General features: G+C 54.3%; 15 protein-coding genes. 10 read left to right on the top strand and 5 right to left on the bottom strand.

The window, feature by feature from the left end; genetic code table 11:
• Positions 1-21 precede the first annotated feature (21 nt).
• The 4 genes from GX016_04125 to GX016_04110 all read right to left on the bottom strand — a co-directional run bounded on the left by GX016_04125 (position 22) and on the right by GX016_04110 (position 5,384).
• Positions 22-690: a phosphoribosylaminoimidazolesuccinocarboxamide synthase gene (locus GX016_04125; GenBank protein HHT70746.1), complete on the bottom strand. Its 669-nt coding sequence runs from the start codon at positions 688-690 to the stop codon at positions 22-24.
• An 88-nt stretch (positions 691-778) separates the two neighbouring features.
• Positions 779-3,310: a diguanylate cyclase gene (locus tag GX016_04120; protein HHT70745.1), complete on the bottom strand. Its 2,532-nt coding sequence runs from the start codon at positions 3,308-3,310 to the stop codon at positions 779-781.
• 27 nt (positions 3,311-3,337) lie between these two features.
• Entirely contained in the window at positions 3,338-4,933 is a 1,596-nt protein-coding gene (locus GX016_04115) for a GH3 auxin-responsive promoter family protein (GenBank protein HHT70744.1), read from the bottom strand.
• Between the two features lie 19 nt (positions 4,934-4,952).
• Entirely contained in the window at positions 4,953-5,384 is a 432-nt protein-coding gene (locus tag GX016_04110; GenBank protein ID HHT70743.1) for a hypothetical protein, read from the bottom strand.
• 291 nt (positions 5,385-5,675) lie between these two features.
• Between GX016_04110 and speE the strand changes: the two genes are divergently transcribed.
• The 4 genes from speE to GX016_04090 all read left to right on the top strand — a co-directional run bounded on the left by speE (position 5,676) and on the right by GX016_04090 (position 9,890).
• The gene (speE, locus tag GX016_04105) at positions 5,676-6,578 is read left to right on the top strand and encodes a polyamine aminopropyltransferase (protein HHT70742.1); all 903 of its coding nucleotides are present in this window, start codon (positions 5,676-5,678) and stop codon (positions 6,576-6,578) included.
• A 9-nt stretch (positions 6,579-6,587) separates the two neighbouring features.
• Positions 6,588-7,445: an agmatinase gene (gene speB / locus GX016_04100; protein ID HHT70741.1), complete on the top strand. Its 858-nt coding sequence runs from the start codon at positions 6,588-6,590 to the stop codon at positions 7,443-7,445.
• A gap of 221 nt (positions 7,446-7,666) precedes the next feature.
• Positions 7,667-9,049: a peptidoglycan DD-metalloendopeptidase family protein gene (locus GX016_04095; protein HHT70740.1), complete on the top strand. Its 1,383-nt coding sequence runs from the start codon at positions 7,667-7,669 to the stop codon at positions 9,047-9,049.
• 64 nt (positions 9,050-9,113) lie between these two features.
• Positions 9,114-9,890: a protein-glutamate O-methyltransferase CheR gene (locus GX016_04090; protein ID HHT70739.1), complete on the top strand. Its 777-nt coding sequence runs from the start codon at positions 9,114-9,116 to the stop codon at positions 9,888-9,890.
• A gap of 160 nt (positions 9,891-10,050) precedes the next feature.
• Here GX016_04090 and GX016_04085 read toward each other — a convergent pair whose 3' ends face one another.
• Positions 10,051-10,791: a polysaccharide deacetylase family protein gene (locus GX016_04085; protein HHT70738.1), complete on the bottom strand. Its 741-nt coding sequence runs from the start codon at positions 10,789-10,791 to the stop codon at positions 10,051-10,053.
• A 385-nt stretch (positions 10,792-11,176) separates the two neighbouring features.
• Here GX016_04085 and GX016_04080 point away from each other — a divergent pair, with 385 nt between their 5' ends.
• The 6 genes from GX016_04080 to GX016_04055 all read left to right on the top strand — a co-directional run bounded on the left by GX016_04080 (position 11,177) and on the right by GX016_04055 (position 19,034).
• The gene (locus GX016_04080; protein HHT70737.1) at positions 11,177-11,863 is read left to right on the top strand and encodes a response regulator transcription factor; all 687 of its coding nucleotides are present in this window, start codon (positions 11,177-11,179) and stop codon (positions 11,861-11,863) included.
• 2 nt (positions 11,864-11,865) lie between these two features.
• Positions 11,866-13,605, top strand: coding sequence for a cell wall metabolism sensor histidine kinase WalK (locus GX016_04075; GenBank protein HHT70736.1), 1,740 nt, complete (start codon positions 11,866-11,868; stop codon positions 13,603-13,605).
• A gap of 282 nt (positions 13,606-13,887) precedes the next feature.
• Positions 13,888-14,955: a hypothetical protein gene (locus tag GX016_04070; GenBank protein ID HHT70735.1), complete on the top strand. Its 1,068-nt coding sequence runs from the start codon at positions 13,888-13,890 to the stop codon at positions 14,953-14,955.
• A gap of 105 nt (positions 14,956-15,060) precedes the next feature.
• Entirely contained in the window at positions 15,061-16,707 is a 1,647-nt protein-coding gene (locus GX016_04065; GenBank protein HHT70734.1) for a hypothetical protein, read from the top strand.
• Positions 16,708-16,728: 21 nt separating this feature from the next.
• Positions 16,729-17,808, top strand: coding sequence for a hypothetical protein (locus tag GX016_04060; GenBank protein ID HHT70733.1), 1,080 nt, complete (start codon positions 16,729-16,731; stop codon positions 17,806-17,808).
• 350 nt (positions 17,809-18,158) lie between these two features.
• Positions 18,159-19,034, top strand: a complete 876-nt coding sequence (locus GX016_04055) for a hypothetical protein (protein HHT70732.1) — start codon at positions 18,159-18,161, stop codon at positions 19,032-19,034.
• Positions 19,035-19,113 lie beyond the last annotated feature (79 nt).

Raw genomic sequence — 19,113 nt, 5'->3', positions numbered from 1 at the left:
GCGGTCCGGTACAGACCGGCATTACTGCATCGCTTGATACACTTCATCCGGCAGCAGGATGCGGCTGTCTTTCATTACTCTCATACTGTCACCGGAGACCTCGTCGATGATTACAATTCGGTCATCTACTTCCCCGAATTCATATTTTATGTCCAGCAGCTCCAGCCCTCGTTTGGCCAAGTCGGCCTTAACCATGGCGGTGGCCTGCTGGGCTGTTTTTTTGATGGCGGCGATGGCATCGGCAGGCAAAATACCCAATGCTGCCAGTGCATCTTCAGTAATGAGAGGGTCGCCGCGCTCATCGTCCTTGAGCGTGAACTCCACCAGCGACGGCAGGGGAGTGCCTGTCTGTACCCACTTGCCGTACCGGCGGACAAAGCTGCCGTAGGCTTTTTCTCGGCAGATTACTTCCAAATCAAAGGAGCGGGCTCTTTTTACCACCATGGTATTCGGCTCCGGCCCGGCCGCGATAAAATGAGTGGGCAGGCCCGCTGCTTGCAGCAGCCGGAAAAAATGCATCGTCAGGCCCAGGGAAGCCTTTCCTTTGCCGGCCACTTCACCGACAACTTCGTTGGCACCGGGGTCAATTTGGCCCTCCGCTCCGGTAACGGTATCTTTAAACACCAGGAGCAGATTACCGTCTGGCCGCAAGAAAACATCCTTCGTTTTGCCGCTGTATATTTGTTGCACCGGTTGTCCTCCTTTATATCAACCTGGCTAGATTATATCTTAGGGAAATACTGCTGACAACAAAAGTATGGGAGAACAACAGGGTAGATTATACATTGCCTTGTTCCTTAATTTGCAACGTGCGCACGAACAGTGGAACCAAGGCGGGGTCGAATTGTTGTCCTGCCAGGAAAATGAGCTGATGCTGGGCTTCGTGTTTGCTCAGGGCCCGGCGGTAAGGACGGTCGCTGGTCATGGCGTGGTAGGCGTCGGCGATAGCCAGAATCCGGGCCTCCAAGGGAATAGTCTCGCCTTGCAGCCGGCTGGGATAACCGGTGCCGTCATAGGCTTCATGGTGGTGCCGAATAATCGGGGCCAAACCGCGCAGGTAGGGCATCTGGCTGATAATGGCATCGGCAATGTTAACATGGTTTTCAATGGCCTCCCGTTCAACCGGAATCAATGGCCCCGGTTTATTTAAAATATACTCCGGAACACCGATCTTGCCGATATCGTGCAGCATAGCGGCATGATGGATGATCTTCTTTTGTTCCTCCGACAGTCCCAAGGCCTCTGCCAAGGTTAAAGCATAACGAGTGACCATCTCCGAGTGTTCGTAGGTATAGTTGTCGCGGGCGTTGATGGCTGCGGCCAGGGTATAAATAGTGGCCAGATAGGCATCCTCTACTTGTTTCATCAGAAAGTCACGCTCTGCTTCCACGGTGGCCTCCACTTCGTTCTGATCGGCTGCCACCTGGCCGGACAGCACGCCGGAAACCCGGTTTCTTCCGGCCCGTTTAGACTGGTACAAGGCTTGGTCGGCATGGGCCAACAGCCGTTGCTTACTAGTGCCGTGGTCAGGATAAACAGCCACCCCTAGACTCATGGTGAGTAGCTGTCCATGTTCGCCGACTCCGGGAAAGTAGTGCCGCATAGTATCCTTGATTCTTTGGGCTATGTTCCAAACCTGGTTCTGATTCGTTGCCGGCAAAATAACGGCGAACTCATCACCCCCATAGCGGGCCGCCACGTCAGTGGCGCGAATAGAGTCGGTAATAGCCTGGGCCACCTTAACCAAGGCTTCATCCCCGAACAAATGGCCGTAAATATCGTTATAGGCCTTAAACAGATCCAGGTCCATCAGGATAATGGCAAAGTTTTTGTTTGCCTGTTCGTGCACGGTAATTTCTTTGTCTAAACAGTCATGAAAAAAACGATAATTATAGAGCTTGGTCAGCTCATCGCGGACAGCTTGGGTCCGAGCGTGCGCATAAGTCTGAGCGTTCTGAATCGCTACTGCCGCTTCGTTAGCCAAGGTTAAGATCAGCTCACGGTCATCATCGGTCAAAGGATCCCCAGAGGATTTATTCGGCAACATCAGCAGGCCGATCAATTCCTCGCGCATTTTGATCCCCACCAATATTTCAGCGCTTAATAACTGGAGGTCCTGCTTCTCCTTCTGCCACAGTCCCCGAAACTCGGGCCGGGTATCCATTTCTTGGCGCAGAATAAGCGGTTCTTCTTGTTGGGCCAGCCAGCGGATGATAGGGCTGGTCTTGTCGATACGAGCCGCAGTGGCTGCCGAACTGTCCAAGCCAAAACTGGAATGAGGATAATAATTACCGTTGACATCCAGTAACAGCAGAACGCCGGAGCTGGTTTGCAGGGCTTTTCCCACCAACTGCAGCGTGGACTGGGCCAGCTCGTCCAGGTCCAAAATGGAGGTCATGAGTTGGCTAAAGTCTCGCAGGGTTTGCTTATAATCGTATTGAGATCCCAAGAAGACCTTGTCTGTCCATACCCGGAGAGTTTCCTTGGCCGGATCAAAATAAAAGGCGATCAGTGCGGCCATGGGGATAGCCAGTACCAGGGTAATATGACGGGCCTTGATCCCCATGGCCCGATCCACCGATAAGACCAACAACACATAACTGCTGCTGATCATGACGGTCAAAATAGAATAGACCACTGCTCGTCTAATAGTAATGGTAATATTGAGCAAGCGGTAGCGAAAAATGGCAAAGGCCAACAGGAAGGCGTTGATCAGGTTAGCGGCGATATCCACCGGGTATTGACCGATCAGTGGAAAGAAATTGAGCAGGCTGCCGATTAGAACCAGGATGGAGCCGATAGAAGGGTATATCAGGTGATTGGTCCAAAAGGAAGTAGGATCCTTGATTCCGGACCGTAGCAACAAAGTTACCGAGGACAACTGGTACACTGCGGCCACGGCAGCAAAGGCCGCCGCTCCGGGGCCTAATTGGTAGACAAAATTCGATTCAGTCAGGTAAGCGTCGGTGACTATCAATCCGAACAGATTGGTGAGGGCGAAAATTAGATAAAAAACGTACCCCAACTGTTCAGTCCAGGCCAGCCTTTGATAGCTTAATATTTCCCGACTGAAATGATAAAAGACAAAAGGTACCCCGATCATTCCCCAGACCATGATCTGGTTCCAAATCTTCGGCCCCGGGTAGAGACCGGTTCGCATCATGAACGAGCTGAGGCTCCAAAGCATCATCACCACCAAGTAAACGGCAAAAACCTTAGTTACCCGCGTGCGCGGGCTCCTAAAGGTGACCAGAAGCAGAGCACAGTAGGAAAAAAAGGCGATCAATGGCACAATCATGGAGATTGTCATCTTGGACTCAGCTCCTAACAACTACACTTAGCGACCACACTGATACAGAGTCTCGGCAAGTGGCTGTCCCGGCAGCAACTGGTCCAGAAGCTGTGGCGGCGGATTGAGTCGGGCCCCCATGATCTCCCGGGTCAGCCTTTGACAAGCTCCAGCCGGCAGCGGCACCAGTTTCAGGGGCTGATACCCCATGAAGTTTTCCAGATCCCGGTAATCGGCATCTATTTTCCTCAAAGCATGGTGAATGCAGTTCTCCTGTTCCTCCACACTTTCGCCGCCAGCCAGCTCCAACAACAGTTCCAGCGCCGGCCGACCGTCGTTACCGGCCGCTTTACGGGCCAGCCAATTGACGGGCCTGATATCGGCCAGGTGTAAAGCTTCCCAGATGGTTCGCTCGGTGATTCTGGTGAAGCTGGCTAAGTCGATGAAGTCTTCCACCCGGTCGTCGTAGACAATCTGGGGTAACTCTATCCCCAGGTGGGCATTTCGCCGACTGACGACCCTGATCAGGTCACCTACGCGGTAGCGTACAAAGGTACCCCCGCGGAGACTTGTTACCACCAATTCATACTGTCGTTCCGGCTCCAATTCGGGCAGAAGCAGAGTGCCCGGTTGATAGGAAGGATCAAGGTTGCACTTGCGGTGTTCTTCTTCCGGAATGAATTCCCAAAAGTTAGCGTCTGGGAACAACACCATGCCCTCGTAATCCCAGGTTTGCGTAGCCGCAATGCCCACTTCAGTTCCACCGTAGATCTCCAACGGTTTTCTTCCCCAGTAGTACTCAATCCGCTCTTTGTAAAAGACGGTGTCGGTACCGGCACAGATGATACCCCTTAAATGCCACACATCCCGGGGCAACAGGGGGCGTTTGTGCCACCAGCTTTTGGCGTACCCAGATGCCAGCCGCGCCAGTCCCGGGACTCCAATGGAGCCTAGATTGAGCTTGCTGCTCCCGCCTTGGGCGAAGCGTTCGCCGATTCGGGCCAGAATACTGGACAGGCCGAAGAAAAGATCGATGCCTTTGGCCATACCCAAGCGGAAGCCTTCATCATTTTGTTCCTCAAAACCCATTTTTTCGGCTTGATCAATGGGGGGCAGATATTCAAACGGGAATTCATCTTTCAAGCCATAGGGCACCATGCCGGTAAGATAGGGCGGGGGAGCCATGGCATACAAGAACTTGAACCCTTCCTTTAAAGTGAAGTCACCTTTTTTAGTACAGACCGAAAAGATAATGGCGGCCAAGAAGTTCTTGGCGTTAGTTTCCACCCAGGCGTGCGGATAAGGAGCCCACTTACGATCGTAGACGCCGGTTTTTCCCGATGTGCACACCCATAAGTAAGGCTGGGCCGGGAACACGTCTTCTCGTTTCTCCTCTAAATAGGGCAGGTAATCCTCGTAGGTTGTAAGCGGAACGTGTTTACGAAACTCGTTTACCGACTGGGGGAGGCAATCGCCCAACAGTTTTCTCCCTAAGCTACAGTTGGCCAGGAGCTGCCATTGTTCAGCCAGCAGCCGTTCTTGCACTTGCATGAAATCGGCCAAGGAAAGATCGATAAAACCACAATACTTAGACCAGGCAGCATCCTTGTGGCCATTACGCAAAAGACTTTCCAGATTTGTCAATTCAATGACCGCCTTTCCGCTACTGAAGTCTCCAGGTATTCAAAAGATACCTAATACTTGACCTACTAGGGATCAACATCGGCGTGGTCATTTTATAGTCGTTATAGTCAGGGAAGAGACGCGGAAACAACCATTGATCCTGCCAGAGGACATAGACCAAATTGGCTCCTATCCATATCAATCCGCCCCGGGCCAGCATGGTTGACCGCGAAACGAGAACTAAGCCGCCGATAGTCAGGGCATGGCCAATCAGGCCCGGATGCCGACAACAAGCATAAGGGCCGGAGGTGATAAGAACCGGTCCGTCTCGGACCACGTAGGTGTTGGCAATAGGGGCGAACAAAAACAGAGAATAGATCAGCCAGCTAAAACCAGGTAAAAAGAGGAGCCAACCTAATCCCGCGCTTCCTACCGGCAAGGTGCACCTTTCCCTGGCCAAGGTTGCGGCCAAGATAGCACCCCCATGCAACCCATAGCCTAATAGGGCTAGAACACCGCGGCCTCTCCAGTGTCGAAGCGTGACTAGGTCATAAAGGAGCAATACCGCTATACCTGCAAGACCGACACATGTAGTTATCATAATCTAATATTTCTACAATAAGGTAGTTTTTCCCTGCCAAAAAACCAATTTCCACCACTTATTTGTAAAAAGTTCCTCTTTCTTTCCGCCGATGCTAAATAGTGTCTCAGCCTGGGCCGAGCTGTATTTTGATCTGGCCTTTTTGTGGTCCTCTGGTATAATATGCTTGACCATGGCGGTTCCAATAGCCGTTTACTACCTGTTTGGAGGTGCATTGACTTGAACCTTTGGTTCACTGAAACCGAAAACTCGAATCTTGCCGTGAAGTATCACATTAAGAAAGTCTTGGCTCATAAAAAGACCAAGTATCAAGAACTGCTAGTAGTGGAGACCGAGCGTTTCGGTCGGACGCTGATTTTAGACGGTGCGATTCAAACTACCGTGGGCGATGAGTATGTTTATCACGAAATGATTGCCCATGTACCGTTGTTTACTCATCCGCAGCCAAAAAAGGTGCTGATAATCGGGGGCGGTGACGGGGGTACGGTGCGTGAGACGGTAAAGCATCAGAGCGTAAAAGAAGTTCATTTGGTGGAAATAGACCCGGAAGTGGTGGCCGCAGCCAAAGAATATTTGCCGGAGATCAGCTGTGGTCTCAGCGATCCGCGGGTTACCATCCATCACACCGACGGCATCAAATTCATTGCCGACTGTAAAGATGAATACGATGTGATTATCATCGACTCATCCGACCCTATCGGGCCGGCACTGGGCCTGTTTCGGGCCGAGTTTTATGCCAATGCCGCCCGGGCCCTTAAGGACAACGGTGTGTTTGTAGCCCAAACCGAATCACCGTGGCTCAACTTTGAGATTATGCTGCCGGAGATTTACCACGGCATTAAAGCAGCCTTTCCCATCACCCGTATGTACCTGTGCAACATACCCACTTATCCCTGTGGTATGTGGAGCTTTACCTTAGGTTCCAAGCAGTATGATCCGCTCAAGGTGGATCCGGCCACCATCAGCGATTTGGGCTATCGCTACTATACCCCGCAGGTGCACCATGCCTCCTTCGCCCTGCCGCAGTTTGTCCAAGATCTTCTCCACCAAGCGGACAGACCGTGAGGGACCTCTATGCGAACCGAAATACAGCCGAGCACCTTTCTGGCCGCCGCTTCCAAGCCGAAACAAGATTGCTTTTGTTTGCTCGGTGTACCTTTGGATGTGACGGTGAGTTTTCGTCCCGGCACCCGTCGCGGCCCGGAAGCGATCCGGCTGGCCTCCTGGGTGCTGGAGGAATTTAGCCTGTACCAAGAACGGGATCTAAAAGAAGTGTATTTTTCCGATCTCGGTGACCTGGCTTTGCCGGCCGGAGGGGTCAAACGCTCTCTTAGCGCCATCCAGGCCGCCGTCAGAGACCTGGCCCAAAACAGCCAGGTACCGTTTATCCTCGGTGGCGAACACCTGCTCACGTTGCCGGCGGTCCAGGGCTTGACCGCAGTCCACGGTTCCGATCTTACCGTGCTGCAATTTGATGCCCATGCCGATCTGCGGGCCGAATATGAGGGCGAAGTACTGTCCCATGCCACGGTTATGCGTCAGCTGGCAGAAGTGGTGCCACCGGGCAATATCTACCAATTTGGGATTCGCTCCGCCACCGCCGCCGAAGTGTCTTATGCTCGCAGCCACACCCACTTCTTCCCCTTCCAAGTGTTGGAGCCGGTGGCTGCGGTGCGCTCGTCCTTGGGGGACCGGCCGGTGTATGTAAGTATTGATATCGATGTTTTTGACCCGGCTTTCGCCCCTGGCGTGGGCACCCCGGAACCAGGGGGCCAGACAGTGACAGCTATGCTGGCGGCCCTGAAGCTGCTGCAGGGTCTGAACATCGTCGGGGCTGATATCGTGGAAGTATGTCCGCCTTTCGACCCCAGCGAACGGACTGCTGCTTTAGCCGCGCTGTTGGTTCGGGAGCTTCTGCTGCTGTGGAGCTGATTGGTGGTAGCCCCTGGTGTTACCCTCACAGGTGACACTGGCGGAAGCATGAAAATGGGGTGTATAGTGGTGGACCCGGTGCTTGCTGGTTCGGCAACATGTCGGAGCTTTGGGGTAGCCCCTGCCTTTTTTGGTTATCTCTAGCAGGAAAAACCGCCCAAGCGGCGAATATATACTCCATAACCTGGCAGCTCTGCAAGGTCTTTTTGCTGCCACCGGAGGTGAGGCCAACGAAAGCGGAAAACCAACCGGCGCCGGTTCTTAATCGGGCCCTGGCACTGACCAAACGCTTCATCTCTAGGCAGCGTTATTCCCTGGCCGGAGCAGCAATTATACTGGTGGTAGTGCTGTTCCTGTTCTCCAACCGATCTGCCTGGGAAGTAAGCGTAGACAATGAGACCGTCGGTTACACTCTGGATCGGGACCGGGCGATGCAATTAGCCCACAGCATTCTCGAAGCTGACGGCAGTCTGGAGGAAAGCAATGCAGTCCTGGACTTTAACCGGGTAAAACGGGCCCAAGTCGAGCTGTCTACATACGAAGAGCTACAGACCAGACTAACTTGTGCCCTGCTCAAGCTGCGGGAAGGTTGGGCCATCGAAGTTAACGGACAAGCTGTGGTTACTCTGGCCAGCAAAGAAGAGGCCGAGGCGGTGGTGACAGAAGTTTTAAATTACTTTCCACCGGAAGTCGGGTCTGAACTAAAAGAAGTCTATACTACGGAAACAGTGGAGTCACTGCCCTGTATCGCCAGAACGACTGTTTTTATCCCGGTGGATGAAGCAGTGGCCTATCTGGTGCGAGGTACCAAGGAAACACGGGAATATGAGATTAGAGCCGGTGACAGTCTGTGGTCTATCGCCCGGGTACACGATATGTATGTGGCCGACATTGAGGCCGCTAACCCTGGCATTTCCGAAAACCTGCAGATAGGCCAGAAGATAAGCTTGGTTGTACCGAAACCATATGTCCATGTAGTCAGCCGGGAAGAAAAGACAGTGGTGGAGGCTATTCCCTTTAAGATTGACACCCTCAAAGACAACAGTCTCTATACTTACGAACGCAAAGTTCGCACCGCTGGCAAGTATGGCAGCAAGAAAGTTACCTATGATATTATCAGAGAAAACGGACAGATCACCGAACAAACGGTGATCGTCGAGCAGATTGAGCAGGAACCTACTACTCAAGTGGTGGCCGTTGGGACCAAACAGCCGGTGATAGTGGCAACAGGACGCTATGCCTGGCCGGTTAGCCGCGGCGGGCAGATCACATCTCGGTTCGGTCAGCGCGGCGGCAGCTTCCATGCCGGAGTCGATATCGGCGCCCCCCAGGGTACACCGGTGGTGGCCTCGGACAACGGGGTGGTAACTTATGCCGGCTGGAACGGCGGCTATGGTAAATGTGTGATCATCAGCCATGGCGGCAGTTCCACCTTGTATGGTCACCTGTCACAGATCATGGTGAAGCACGGTCAGACAGTGCAGAAGGGACAGACCGTCGGCTTGGTGGGATCCACCGGCATAAGCAGCGGACCGCACCTGCACTTCGAAGTGCGCGAAGGCGGATCGCAGAAGAACCCGCTGCTGTATTTTAAACACCAATGATCAACCGGATTAAACAGGGGTCAGGCTCGCCTGACCCCGTCCTTGATTTATGGAGGGAAACCGAATGGAGGGTTGGCCGGAATTCAAGGCGGCCGTATTAAAACGTACCGGCATCGATCTCAACGCCTATAAAGAACGTCAAATGTTAAGGCGCATCAGTACCCTAATGTCCTTGCGCGGGGCCGAGGACTTCAGGGCTTATTTGGGCCTGCTGCAGCGCGATCCTGATTGTCTGCGGGAGTTCATAGAGCGCCTGACCATTAATGTGTCGGAGTTTTTCCGTAATCCCGAGCGCTTTCAGGAACTGCAAGAACGCTATCTGCCCCAGCTGTTAACCGGCCGTCTGCAGCTGAAAACCTGGAGCGCCGGCTGCGCTGCCGGCGAGGAGGCGTATTCCCTGGCAATACTGCTGGCCGAAAACGTCCCCGGCCAAATCATGCCCGTCTTAGCTACGGACCTGGACCGAGAAGCCCTGGCCGAGGCCGCTGCCGGACGTTACCCGGCTGGCCGTTTGAAGAACGTACCGGCTAATCTGAAAGAACGGTACTTTATCTCAGAAGGGGACCATTATACTGTGCGGCCGGCGCTAAAATCCAGAGTGCGTTTTCAGCGCCACGACTTACTGCGCGATCCCTATGACAGCGGGTTCGACCTTATTTTGTGTCGCAATGTGGTTATTTACTTTACCGAAGAGGCCAAAGAGAAACTGTACAGCCGTTTTGCTTCTGCTCTGCGCCCCGGCGGCATCCTCTTTACCGGAGCCACCGAGCAGATTTTCCAGCCCCAAAGCTATGGCCTGAAACCGATCATGCCCTTCTTCTATCAGCGCCCGGGAGACTAGGGGCACCAACCTTAGGGGCTGTCCCCACGGCTGGCGCGGTATAGGATTCAGGAGTAACGTGCGCTCTTTTGCTAACTCCATCATACAAGGGAACGGCCTTCGGCCGCAAGCTGACCCCTGTGTCGTTCCGTAACAGGACAGATGGCAACCCACGTAGGGACTAAGGCGCCGCCTCATCCAGCAGCTGGCCCACCGTCACAAACTTAAACCCCTTTTCCTTGGCCCCGGCCAAAATCTGCGGCAGGGCCTTTGCTGTTTGCTCAGTAGGGTGCATCAAAATAATGCTTCCCGGGGCCAGATTATCCAACACCCGCTTGGTTATCACCTCTACCCCCGGTTGTTGCCAGTCAATGGTGTCAACAGTCCACATGATCGTCCGGTAGCCGAGCTCACCGGCGGTGAGGACCACTTCCTTATCCCATTCACCGTAAGGTGGTGCAAATAAGCCGCTTTGTTGTCCGGTAAGCTCTTGCAGCAACTTCTCTGTTTTCTTGATTTCCGCAGCCAAATCTTCAGCGGCAATCTGGGTTGGGTAGGGATGGGACCAACTGTGGTTTCCCAATTCATGGCCGCCAGCAGCAATGTCCTGGGTAAGCTCCGGAAACTGCTCCACCCAATCGCCCACCACAAAGAAGGTAGCTGTAGCTTCCTCTTGGGCCAGCACTGTCAGGAAATTAGGCAGATGTTCTTCGCCCCAAGCAACATTCACCGCCAGACTGGCCACTGGTTGGTCGGTTTTGACCTGAAATACCGGGTTACCGCTGCTGCCGGTAGTGGGCATTAACTTCCTTACTCCTTCAATTGATAAAAATAACAATAGACCTAGCACCAGCACAAAAGCCACTGCTAGCGCTTGTCGACAGAGCCGCTTCGACGGCAACGGAAAAAACAAAATCCGCATACTTACACCCCCGTGAACTATCCTTCCATCTCTACATTTATGAATGCGGGCTTGTGTTTAGACTAAACCGTTTCCAACCATGGGGCCGGGACGGTGGCTGGGAACGACCCCTGTGTCGTTCCGTGATATCTTCGTTACTTTCCGATTTAGTTCTGAACTGTAACGGGTAAAATGTAATGTACCTGTAAACAGAGGGTAATTGCCTTGTAAATGCCCTATGTTATCATGTAAATGAACCCAAGCGAAAACCTTTGAACCCCCTCTCAGATAGCGCGGACAATCCGCGCTCTTTTATTTTTGCTAAAATGGTAACACCTTCCCTTGAAGCGGCCACCGGCGGCCGTTATACTTTTATTAAGCCTGACTATTTTACGGGGGTGACAAATTGCCGGACAAAATCTTAGTGGTGGACGATGAACCCACCATTGTTGAGTTTGTACGCATAAATCTAGAAAAAGCAGGTTTTAGAGTTCTGACCGCCGGTGACGGGGAGACGGCGTTGAGACTGGCTGCTTCTGAGCAACCGGATTTGGTAGTTCTTGATGTGATGCTGCCGGGCAAAGACGGTTTCGAAGTTTGCCGGGAGCTGAGGCGTACCACGGCGGTGCCTATTATTATGCTTACAGCTCGAGATGACGATGTGGACAAGATCTTGGGGCTCGAGCTGGGAGCGGACGATTACCTGACCAAACCTTTTAATCCCCGGGAACTGGTGGCTCGTATCAAGGCAATTTTGCGCCGGATGGATCGAATCAACCGACTGGACACGGAGGTTATCACCCGCGGACGCATCCAGCTGGATCTGGACCGGCATCAGGTTACAGCGGGAGGCCAGGCGGTGGATCTAACCCCGAAAGAATTTGAACTGTTGGAACTGCTGATAAAAAACCCCGGCCGCGTGTTTTCACGCGAAATATTGCTGGAGCGCCTGTGGGGGTACGATTTCTTCGGCGACTCTAAGACCATCGACGTCCATATCCGGCGGCTGCGGGAAAAGGTGGAAGAAGACCCCAGTTCCCCCACCCATATTCTCACTGTCTGGGGCGTCGGTTACAAATTTCGGGAGTTCTGACCATGTTAAGCTCAATTCGCAGCCGGTTGACCGTCAGCTATGTGATCCTGGTGGTCTTAACCGTTAGTTTACTGGGTACGTTTATCGTCCAATCTTTAGATAGCTACCAGATAGGCGAAGCCCAGGCCCAGCTTAAAGCCCATGCCCGGGTATTTTCCCATTATGCCGAACTTTCGTTTTTGGGCAATGCCTTAGCCCAGCGTTTTGGCCAAGATGTGGCTGCCAGAGTCCAGATTCTTGATGTAAAGGGTGTGGTGGTGGGTGATTCCCGTCCACCGGACGAGCGTTCTTTAGGCGAGATCATCGGCGGTGAGCTGGTGGAACAGGCCCTTAAAGGGGAAGTGGTCAGTGAGGTGAGCCGGGAGGACGGCAGCCGGGCTTTGCATGTGGCCGCCCCGCTTACAGCCCAAAATCAAGTGGTAGGCTTGGTTTATCTAACGTCTTCCCTAGCGGATTTAGATGCGGCCCTGCGCGTTACCAAGAATTTCATCTTACTGGGAGCGGCCCTGGCCCTGGTGTTAGCGCTAGTACTGGGAGCCTTGCTCGCCAGCGGTATTACCAGGCCGTTGGCCGAAGTTACCGCTGTTTCCCGCCAGCTGGCCCGAGGCGACTTTTCGCCTCGGCTGGTGCCTCGTCCCCCCATGGAAGTCAAGGAACTTTCAGTAGCTTTTAACTATCTTACGGAGCGGTTGGCAGCCACCATGAAGACCATTGAAGAAGAGCAGCGCAAACTGTACACAGTGCTGTCCAGTATGGAAGACCTGTTGTTGGCTGTGGATCAAACCGGAACGGTGGTGTTGGTAAACCCGGCTTTTGCCACTGTGGTGGGGAAAGCGGAAGCAGACCTAATGGGCCAACCGCTACCCCCGGTCTTAAAGAGTACTGAACTGGCTCGGGTGCTGAGAGTAGTATGTAAAGAATCCCTGGTGCGCCGAGTAGAGGTGACCTTACCAGGCCAGAGCGCCATCTACCGGGCTCAGGTTACACCGTGGCGGTCTCTGCAAGGACAAGAAGGGGCGGTAGCTGTGCTCCGGGATATTTCCGATCTGAAGCGGTTAGCCGAGAGCCGGCTGGAGTTTCTGGCCAATGTATCCCATGAGCTGCGCACTCCCCTCACTTCCATCAAAGGGTTTGCCGTGACGCTGCTGGACGAGCTGCCGCCGGATTCCACCGCCCGGCGGTACGTAGAGATTATCGAGCAGGAGACGGATCGCTTGTCCCGGCTGGTGGACGATGTTCTGGATTTGTCGAAAATAGATGCCCGCGAGATTACCATGGATCTTAGAGTGCTAGACCTTAGCGGCCTTATTGTTCAGGTGGTGGAACAGCTGTTACCGCGCGCTGCCGCCGGGGAGGTAAGGCTTAGCTATGAGCTACCACCATGGCTACCGCCGGTCTTGTGCGATCCGGACCAAATTCAGCAGGTGCTACTGAACCTGATCGACAACGCCATCAAGTATACGCCGGCCGGCGGTGAGATCGTGGTGAGCGCTTGGCCCGAAGATAGACAGGTAAAAGTAGCGGTGACCGATACCGGGGTGGGCATTCCGCAGGATGAGCTGCCGGAGCTGTTTGACCGCTTTTACCGGGTGGACAAAGCCCGCTCGCGCGCCTTGGGCGGAACCGGCCTCGGTCTGGCCATTGTGAAAGACATTGTCTCAGAACACGGCGGCACCGTAAGCGTAGACAGTAAACCGGGGCAAGGCAGTAAATTTACCTTTTCCCTGGGCCAGGTGCAGTGATCTTAATAGTCCTTTAGTTTTTTGTAACCCTTCGTTAAGACTTGGCGCGTATACTAGACTCAAGAGCCCTGACTCAGCATTTAACTTCAGATCCCCCGCAAGCTGCACCACTTGACCATCGTGCGTCCCACCCGGGGCACGGGTGACCGCAGAGAGTCGCCCCTACGTGAAGCGCTTTCTACCCAAGCCAGGTGTAGGGGCGGGTCTTGGTGGCTGCCCGCAAGCTGCTGCAGCGGCCCAGAGGACGGTAACATGCCAGGTCAAAAAAGGAGGAAAACCACCATGGTAAAGAAAACAACCGGACTTATAATAATACTTCTTTGTTTCAGCCTCATGGCAGCCGGCTGTGCCAGCACGGCCTCACCGGCGCCTGAATCAACGCCGGGGGAACCTCCGGACAGCCAGGAACCCGTCGCCTCAGACGGCGAACCGGCCGACGGCAATTCACCTGACACGCCGGTGTGGTCACCGGCGGAAGGGAAATTAGTTACCTTCACCATTTGGGGAGTAACACCGGACCTTATGTACTTGGTTCCCCTCACTGTAGAAGCCGATCACCCGGAAGACCGTCCTTACCAGGCCATAGAAGCCCTTACTGCTTGGCCCGACCAGAGCGGGGCCACAGTGTCGCCGTGGCCCGAGGGTACCAAGATCGAGCTGGTTCAAGGGATCAAAAACGGTACAGCCACAGTGAACATTACCAACCTCAAGAGCGGCGCTTTTGGCAGTAGCCGCGAGGCGTTTGCTTTAGACAGTCTGGTTTACACCTTAACCCAATTCAGCGAGCCGGGCATTAAGCGGGTGCAGGTCCTGGTGGACGGCAAGACCCAAGAAAGCCTGGCCGGGCATGTGGACGTCAGCCGCCCCCTGGAGCCGGGATCCCATATTAACTGGATTTCCTGGAGTGACAGCGAGCCCAACCCGGATAATGCCGTGGCTCTTACTCTGTATTTTGCCGAGCAAAGTGCCATGTACTTGGTCCCGGTAACCCGCCTGGTTCCCAAAACCAAGGCCGTAGCCCGAACTACCATCGAGGAACTCATCCGCGGACCGGAAACAGAATCCGGGCTGAGCCCTGTTATCCCGGCAGGGACTCGTTGCCTCAGTGTCAAATTAGACCAGGGAACACTTACTGTCGATTTTTCCCGAGAACTGCGCGACCACCACAGCGGCGGCAGCACCGGCGAAGCCCTTACCATCGGTGGGATTGTCCATTCTTTGAGTGCCCTGCCAGGGGTCGAGCAGGTACAAATCCTCATCGAAGGTAAATCAGGCGAAAGCATCGGCGGCCACGTGGTCTTGTCTGAACCGCTTCAGGCTTCGTACCTGAACCTTGTACCGAAGTTTTAGTAAGTGTTTATCCACATAGGATGTAAGCATCCTTCAGATGAAGCTGCCCGTGCCGCCAGATAACACCCGGCAGGTAAAGAACCATTGCAGAGAGGGGGTACAGCTGTGAACCGAGCCAGTAGAGGCCAAAGAGCCAAATTCCTTATTCCGCTTTTGCTGGCCTTAATGCTAATAGCCGGCTGCCATCGGCAGCCTCAGTCTTCTGTTCCGCCTGTACCCCTGGAACCGACCCCGGAAGAGAATTCAGACGGCGAAACCATAGTGCTCCGCCTCCACTTTGTGCAAGGTGGCCGGGACGAAATTGAACAGCGTTCAGTACCCTCTACCTTAGCTGTAGCCAGGGCAGCTATCTTGGAGCTAGCCAAAGGCTCGGTCCGAGCCCAGGGTGAGCTCAAAGTGTTGCCTCCCGGTACGCGGCTAAGGGATATTGCTATCTTGGACGGTATTGCATATGTGGATTTTTCCCGGGAATTCAGAGACAATCATTGGGGCGGTCTGGCCAGTGAACTGGATACCGTCTATTCCGTAGTCAACACCTTGGCCGAATTCAAGAGCGTACGGGCGGTGCAGTTTCTGCTGGAAGGCAGCCCCGTAAGCACCATCGGTGCCGGAGCGGTGGATCTAACCTCACCGGTGCGGCCGCAACAGGTGACGCCGGAATTTTACCAAGAGTTAAGCGCCAAACTCACCGCCGCGGCCGGAACAGCCTTGCCCTGGAGTTCCTGGCTAAGAAGGGAAGAGCGGCTGGGCTTACGGGAAGGCTTTCCGGACCAGGTGTTAGCTGGTGACCTGGACGGGGACGGGTCCGACGAGCTCATCTTTACCCACGACAAGCGAGTTAGTATTTGGAAACGCCAAGCCGGAACTTTTGAACAAGTTTGGGAAAGAAAGTTCTATTCCAGACCGCGAACTCTCTTGGTCGCAGTTGATTCGGGTCAGAGCCGCCATTTGGTTGTCGGTACGGGGGAAGGGCTGTACATCTTCGCCTGGGAAAAAGGGGACTACAGCCAAATAGGTTGGCAAGGAATCGGCGGTGTGCTGGTCGGTTTAGCGGCCGGTGATACCACCGGAACCGGGCAGGGGCAGATACTGGCCCTTATCGGTACCAACGGGCGCAGCTCGTTTCAGCCCGAAAGTGCTTCTATTGTCATCTGGGAATGGAACGGCGAAACATATATAATGAAGAGAGAAGTAGACTTTAATGCCCACCAGATCTTAGTGGCGGATCTCAGTGGCGCCGGTTATGATGATATCCTGGCTTTCAATCGAGACGGACTCACTGTTTTTAGTTGGCAAGGCGGAGCCTATGTAGAGACAGCCAGCAATTTGGGGGTGGGATCCGAATACGCTGCCGCCATCACCGTGGACCTTACCGGCAACGGTCAACCGGAACTTGTTCTGCGCGACGGCCAAAGTCCGTATCTTTATGTTTATGCCTGGCAACAGGGCGCGTTGCGCAAACTGTGGCAAAGCCCGTTAGTAGAAGGTGGCCTGGGTTGGGAAATCTTTGCCGGGACCGGGGCGGACGGGAGTCCAATCGTTATCAGCGGCACCAGTGAGCCGGGCCGTTATGTTCTCTACCGCTACGGCCAAGTTGCCTGGGAAGAAAAGATAATCGCCGGCAGTGGCGGCGAGGAAGTATTGGCTGTGGCCGACGTGGACGGGGACGGAAGAGGGGAAGTAATTTTTCGCCGCTGGCAGTTGCTGTCCAACCCGACCAAATGGATCTACATCGGTTGGCCGGGTCTGTAACCAAAGGAGGAGGGTTCTACCATGCGAACCGGGAAGTTGGTTTGTGCGCTTCTTGTAATAGCGGTATTTTTGACCGGCTGCAATTTACTGCCGGCCAAAAAGAGCGGCCCAGAGCTAAAACCGCCGGAGACAGCGCCGCTCGATTGCGACGGCTACGGTCAGCTGCAGCTGGTAGCAGAAGCGAGCGCTGACTATCTGCCGTCACCGGCCGGGGTGGCTGTGAGTTCAGACGGCGATGTCTATGTAACCGATGCGGCGCGTAATTTGGTGTTGCTGTTTCCCCACGGGGATCTTAGCTCAGCGCCCCAGGAGATCGGCAGCGAAGGCAGCGGCGAGGGCCAATTTGTGCATCCGCGTGAACTGGTCATAGATAAAGAAGGGAATCTTTACCTGTTAGATGACGGCAATTCACGAGTCCAAAAGCTCAGCCCTGACGGTAAACACCTGGCTACCTATGGACGGCGCCAGGATTTTAGCGCTTATTTCAGTCTACAGGACGGCTATGACGAACCGCTCAGTGCCCTAGCTGTGGACCAGGAAGGAAATGTCTACGTGGGCCTGAGCGGAGCTAATTACGATATTTCCCCCCATGCCCTAATGAAGTTTTCTCCCACTGGCGACAAGTTGTGGGAAATCAAAAGTACCTTAGAGGGGGATATTGATCTGCTGCCGTTTGCCTGGCCCGACGGTTTGACTTTAGGACCGGACGGAACTTTGTACGTGGCTCACGGAGCCAATGGGGTGGGTAAGATCATGGTGCTGCCGCAACAGGGCGGCCGACCTGTTAAAGACGGGGCCTTTCATTTTGGTCTCATCGGCAAGGGTCAGGGAGAACTTATGCACACCCCGGCCGGTATTACTCTAACCGCCAGCGGTGACATTCTGGTGGCCGATACGTACAACAACCGGTTGCAGCTGTTCAGTCCAGATGGCATTCTCAAAGCCATGTATCGCCTTAAAGGGCTGCCCACGGCTGAGTTCGACAAACCCACGGCTATCACCGTGGCCCCCGACGGCAGCGTCTTAGTGGTAGACAGCGGCAACAAACGCATTCTTAAACTGCACCTGATACCGCCGGCCGAGCAGCCCACCTCCGGCTGATAGGAAGTACTGACGACCCCGTCGGGGTTACGGTACACTGCACCACTGTACGAGGACGTTGTGTCTGGGTAGCGATAATTGCCGGTCCCAATCCTCAAGCTTCGCAGCGCCCCTCAGGACGACCGAGCTCGGCTCTCTCAGGCTGCCTCTGAACTCGCCCCTTTGGGGCTAGAGTTGCCCGGAGCTCCCGAGCGAGCCAAGCTTGTTCTTACTGGCGGTCGTTCGCGCCGCCAGAGAACACCCGGTGGGCAACGGTCCCGAGGGGGAACATCCTTCGGATACAAGAACGCCGATCAGTCTACAAAGAGCGAGGATAACACTGCAACCAGTTAAGGGAGAGGGGAATCACCGTGACAACCAAACCAGCGGCACCAACGCCGGGGAACGGTCGTCCGAGACCCCGGTCCTATACAGCTATACTCAGCTTGGCGATAGCTGCGGCTGTGCTTTTGGCCAGCGGCAGCCTGTGGCCGTTTGTTTATCATGAAGCGCGGCAGTTGGCCCGCTGGCGCCTGGAGCGGCAGTTAACCCACTGGCCCAGCCTGGAAAGCGATCATTTTGTAGTCAAATACCAGCCGGAAGACGAAAAGATAGCCCCGCTAGTGCTTAGCGCGGCCGAGCAGGCGTATAGCATTATCACCCAGGAAGCCGACTTTATCCCGCCGCACAAGACATTAGTAGCGGTTTATCCCTCCACCCACGAGCTCAATGCCGTGTTTGGCTGGTCGCCCCAAGAAAGCGCTCTGGGCGTGTACTGGGGCGGGGCCATTCGAGTGCTGTCGCCCACAGCCTGGATCGGTGATGTTGATAACGAGCAGCTTGGCCAAATCTTCTGGGCCTGCGGTCCCATGGTCCACGAATTTACCCACCTGATCCTAGACTACAAAACTGCCGGCAACTACCCCCGTTGGTTCAGCGAAGGCTTGGCCCAATATATGGAACTAAAACATTGCGGTGCCGCAATTAGCGTCAGCTCTGAGCTGTGCCTGTCACGGCTCTATTCCATCAATGAGCTGGAGAAGTTCAGCCAACTGGACGACGAACTGCTGGCTTACGAACAGTCGCTGTCGCTGGTGGAATTCTTGGTTCACGTAGGCGGCCCGGATGTTATCAGTAAAATTGTCAAGGGCTTAGCTCAAGGCCTAACTTTTAGCCGGTCTTTGCAGGCAGCGGGAATGCCCTCCCTTACCGCCTTGGAAGAAGGGTGGCTAGATTGGATAAAGTAGCCGGCAGGAATTTAACCCCTGAAAGCAGAAGGTTAACAATATCGAGGTGAACTTTATGGCCGAAAAAATACTGGTGGTT

Source organism: Bacillota bacterium (assembly GCA_012837285.1).
Classification (GTDB): Bacteria; Bacillota; DTU030; order DUMP01; family DUMP01; genus DUNI01.
The sequence above is the reverse complement of the archived record's forward strand: the minus strand, read 5'-3'. Positions and strand labels throughout refer to the sequence as shown.

What these genes read in the sequence shown, in the direction of transcription:
- GX016_04060 (HHT70733.1), top strand. Translation starts at nt 16,729, where the DNA reads ATGCGAACCGGGAAGTTGGTTTGTGCGCTTCTTGTAATAGCGGTATTT.
- GX016_04120 (HHT70745.1), bottom strand. Translation starts at nt 3,310, where the DNA reads ATGACAATCTCCATGATTGTGCCATTGATCGCCTTTTTTTCCTACTGT.
- speE (HHT70742.1), top strand. Translation starts at nt 5,676, where the DNA reads ATGCTTGACCATGGCGGTTCCAATAGCCGTTTACTACCTGTTTGGAGG.
- GX016_04070 (HHT70735.1), top strand. Translation starts at nt 13,888, where the DNA reads ATGGTAAAGAAAACAACCGGACTTATAATAATACTTCTTTGTTTCAGC.
- GX016_04085 (HHT70738.1), bottom strand. Translation starts at nt 10,791, where the DNA reads ATGCGGATTTTGTTTTTTCCGTTGCCGTCGAAGCGGCTCTGTCGACAA.
- speB (HHT70741.1), top strand. Translation starts at nt 6,588, where the DNA reads ATGCGAACCGAAATACAGCCGAGCACCTTTCTGGCCGCCGCTTCCAAG.
- GX016_04090 (HHT70739.1), top strand. Translation starts at nt 9,114, where the DNA reads ATGGAGGGTTGGCCGGAATTCAAGGCGGCCGTATTAAAACGTACCGGC.
- GX016_04075 (HHT70736.1), top strand. Translation starts at nt 11,866, where the DNA reads ATGTTAAGCTCAATTCGCAGCCGGTTGACCGTCAGCTATGTGATCCTG.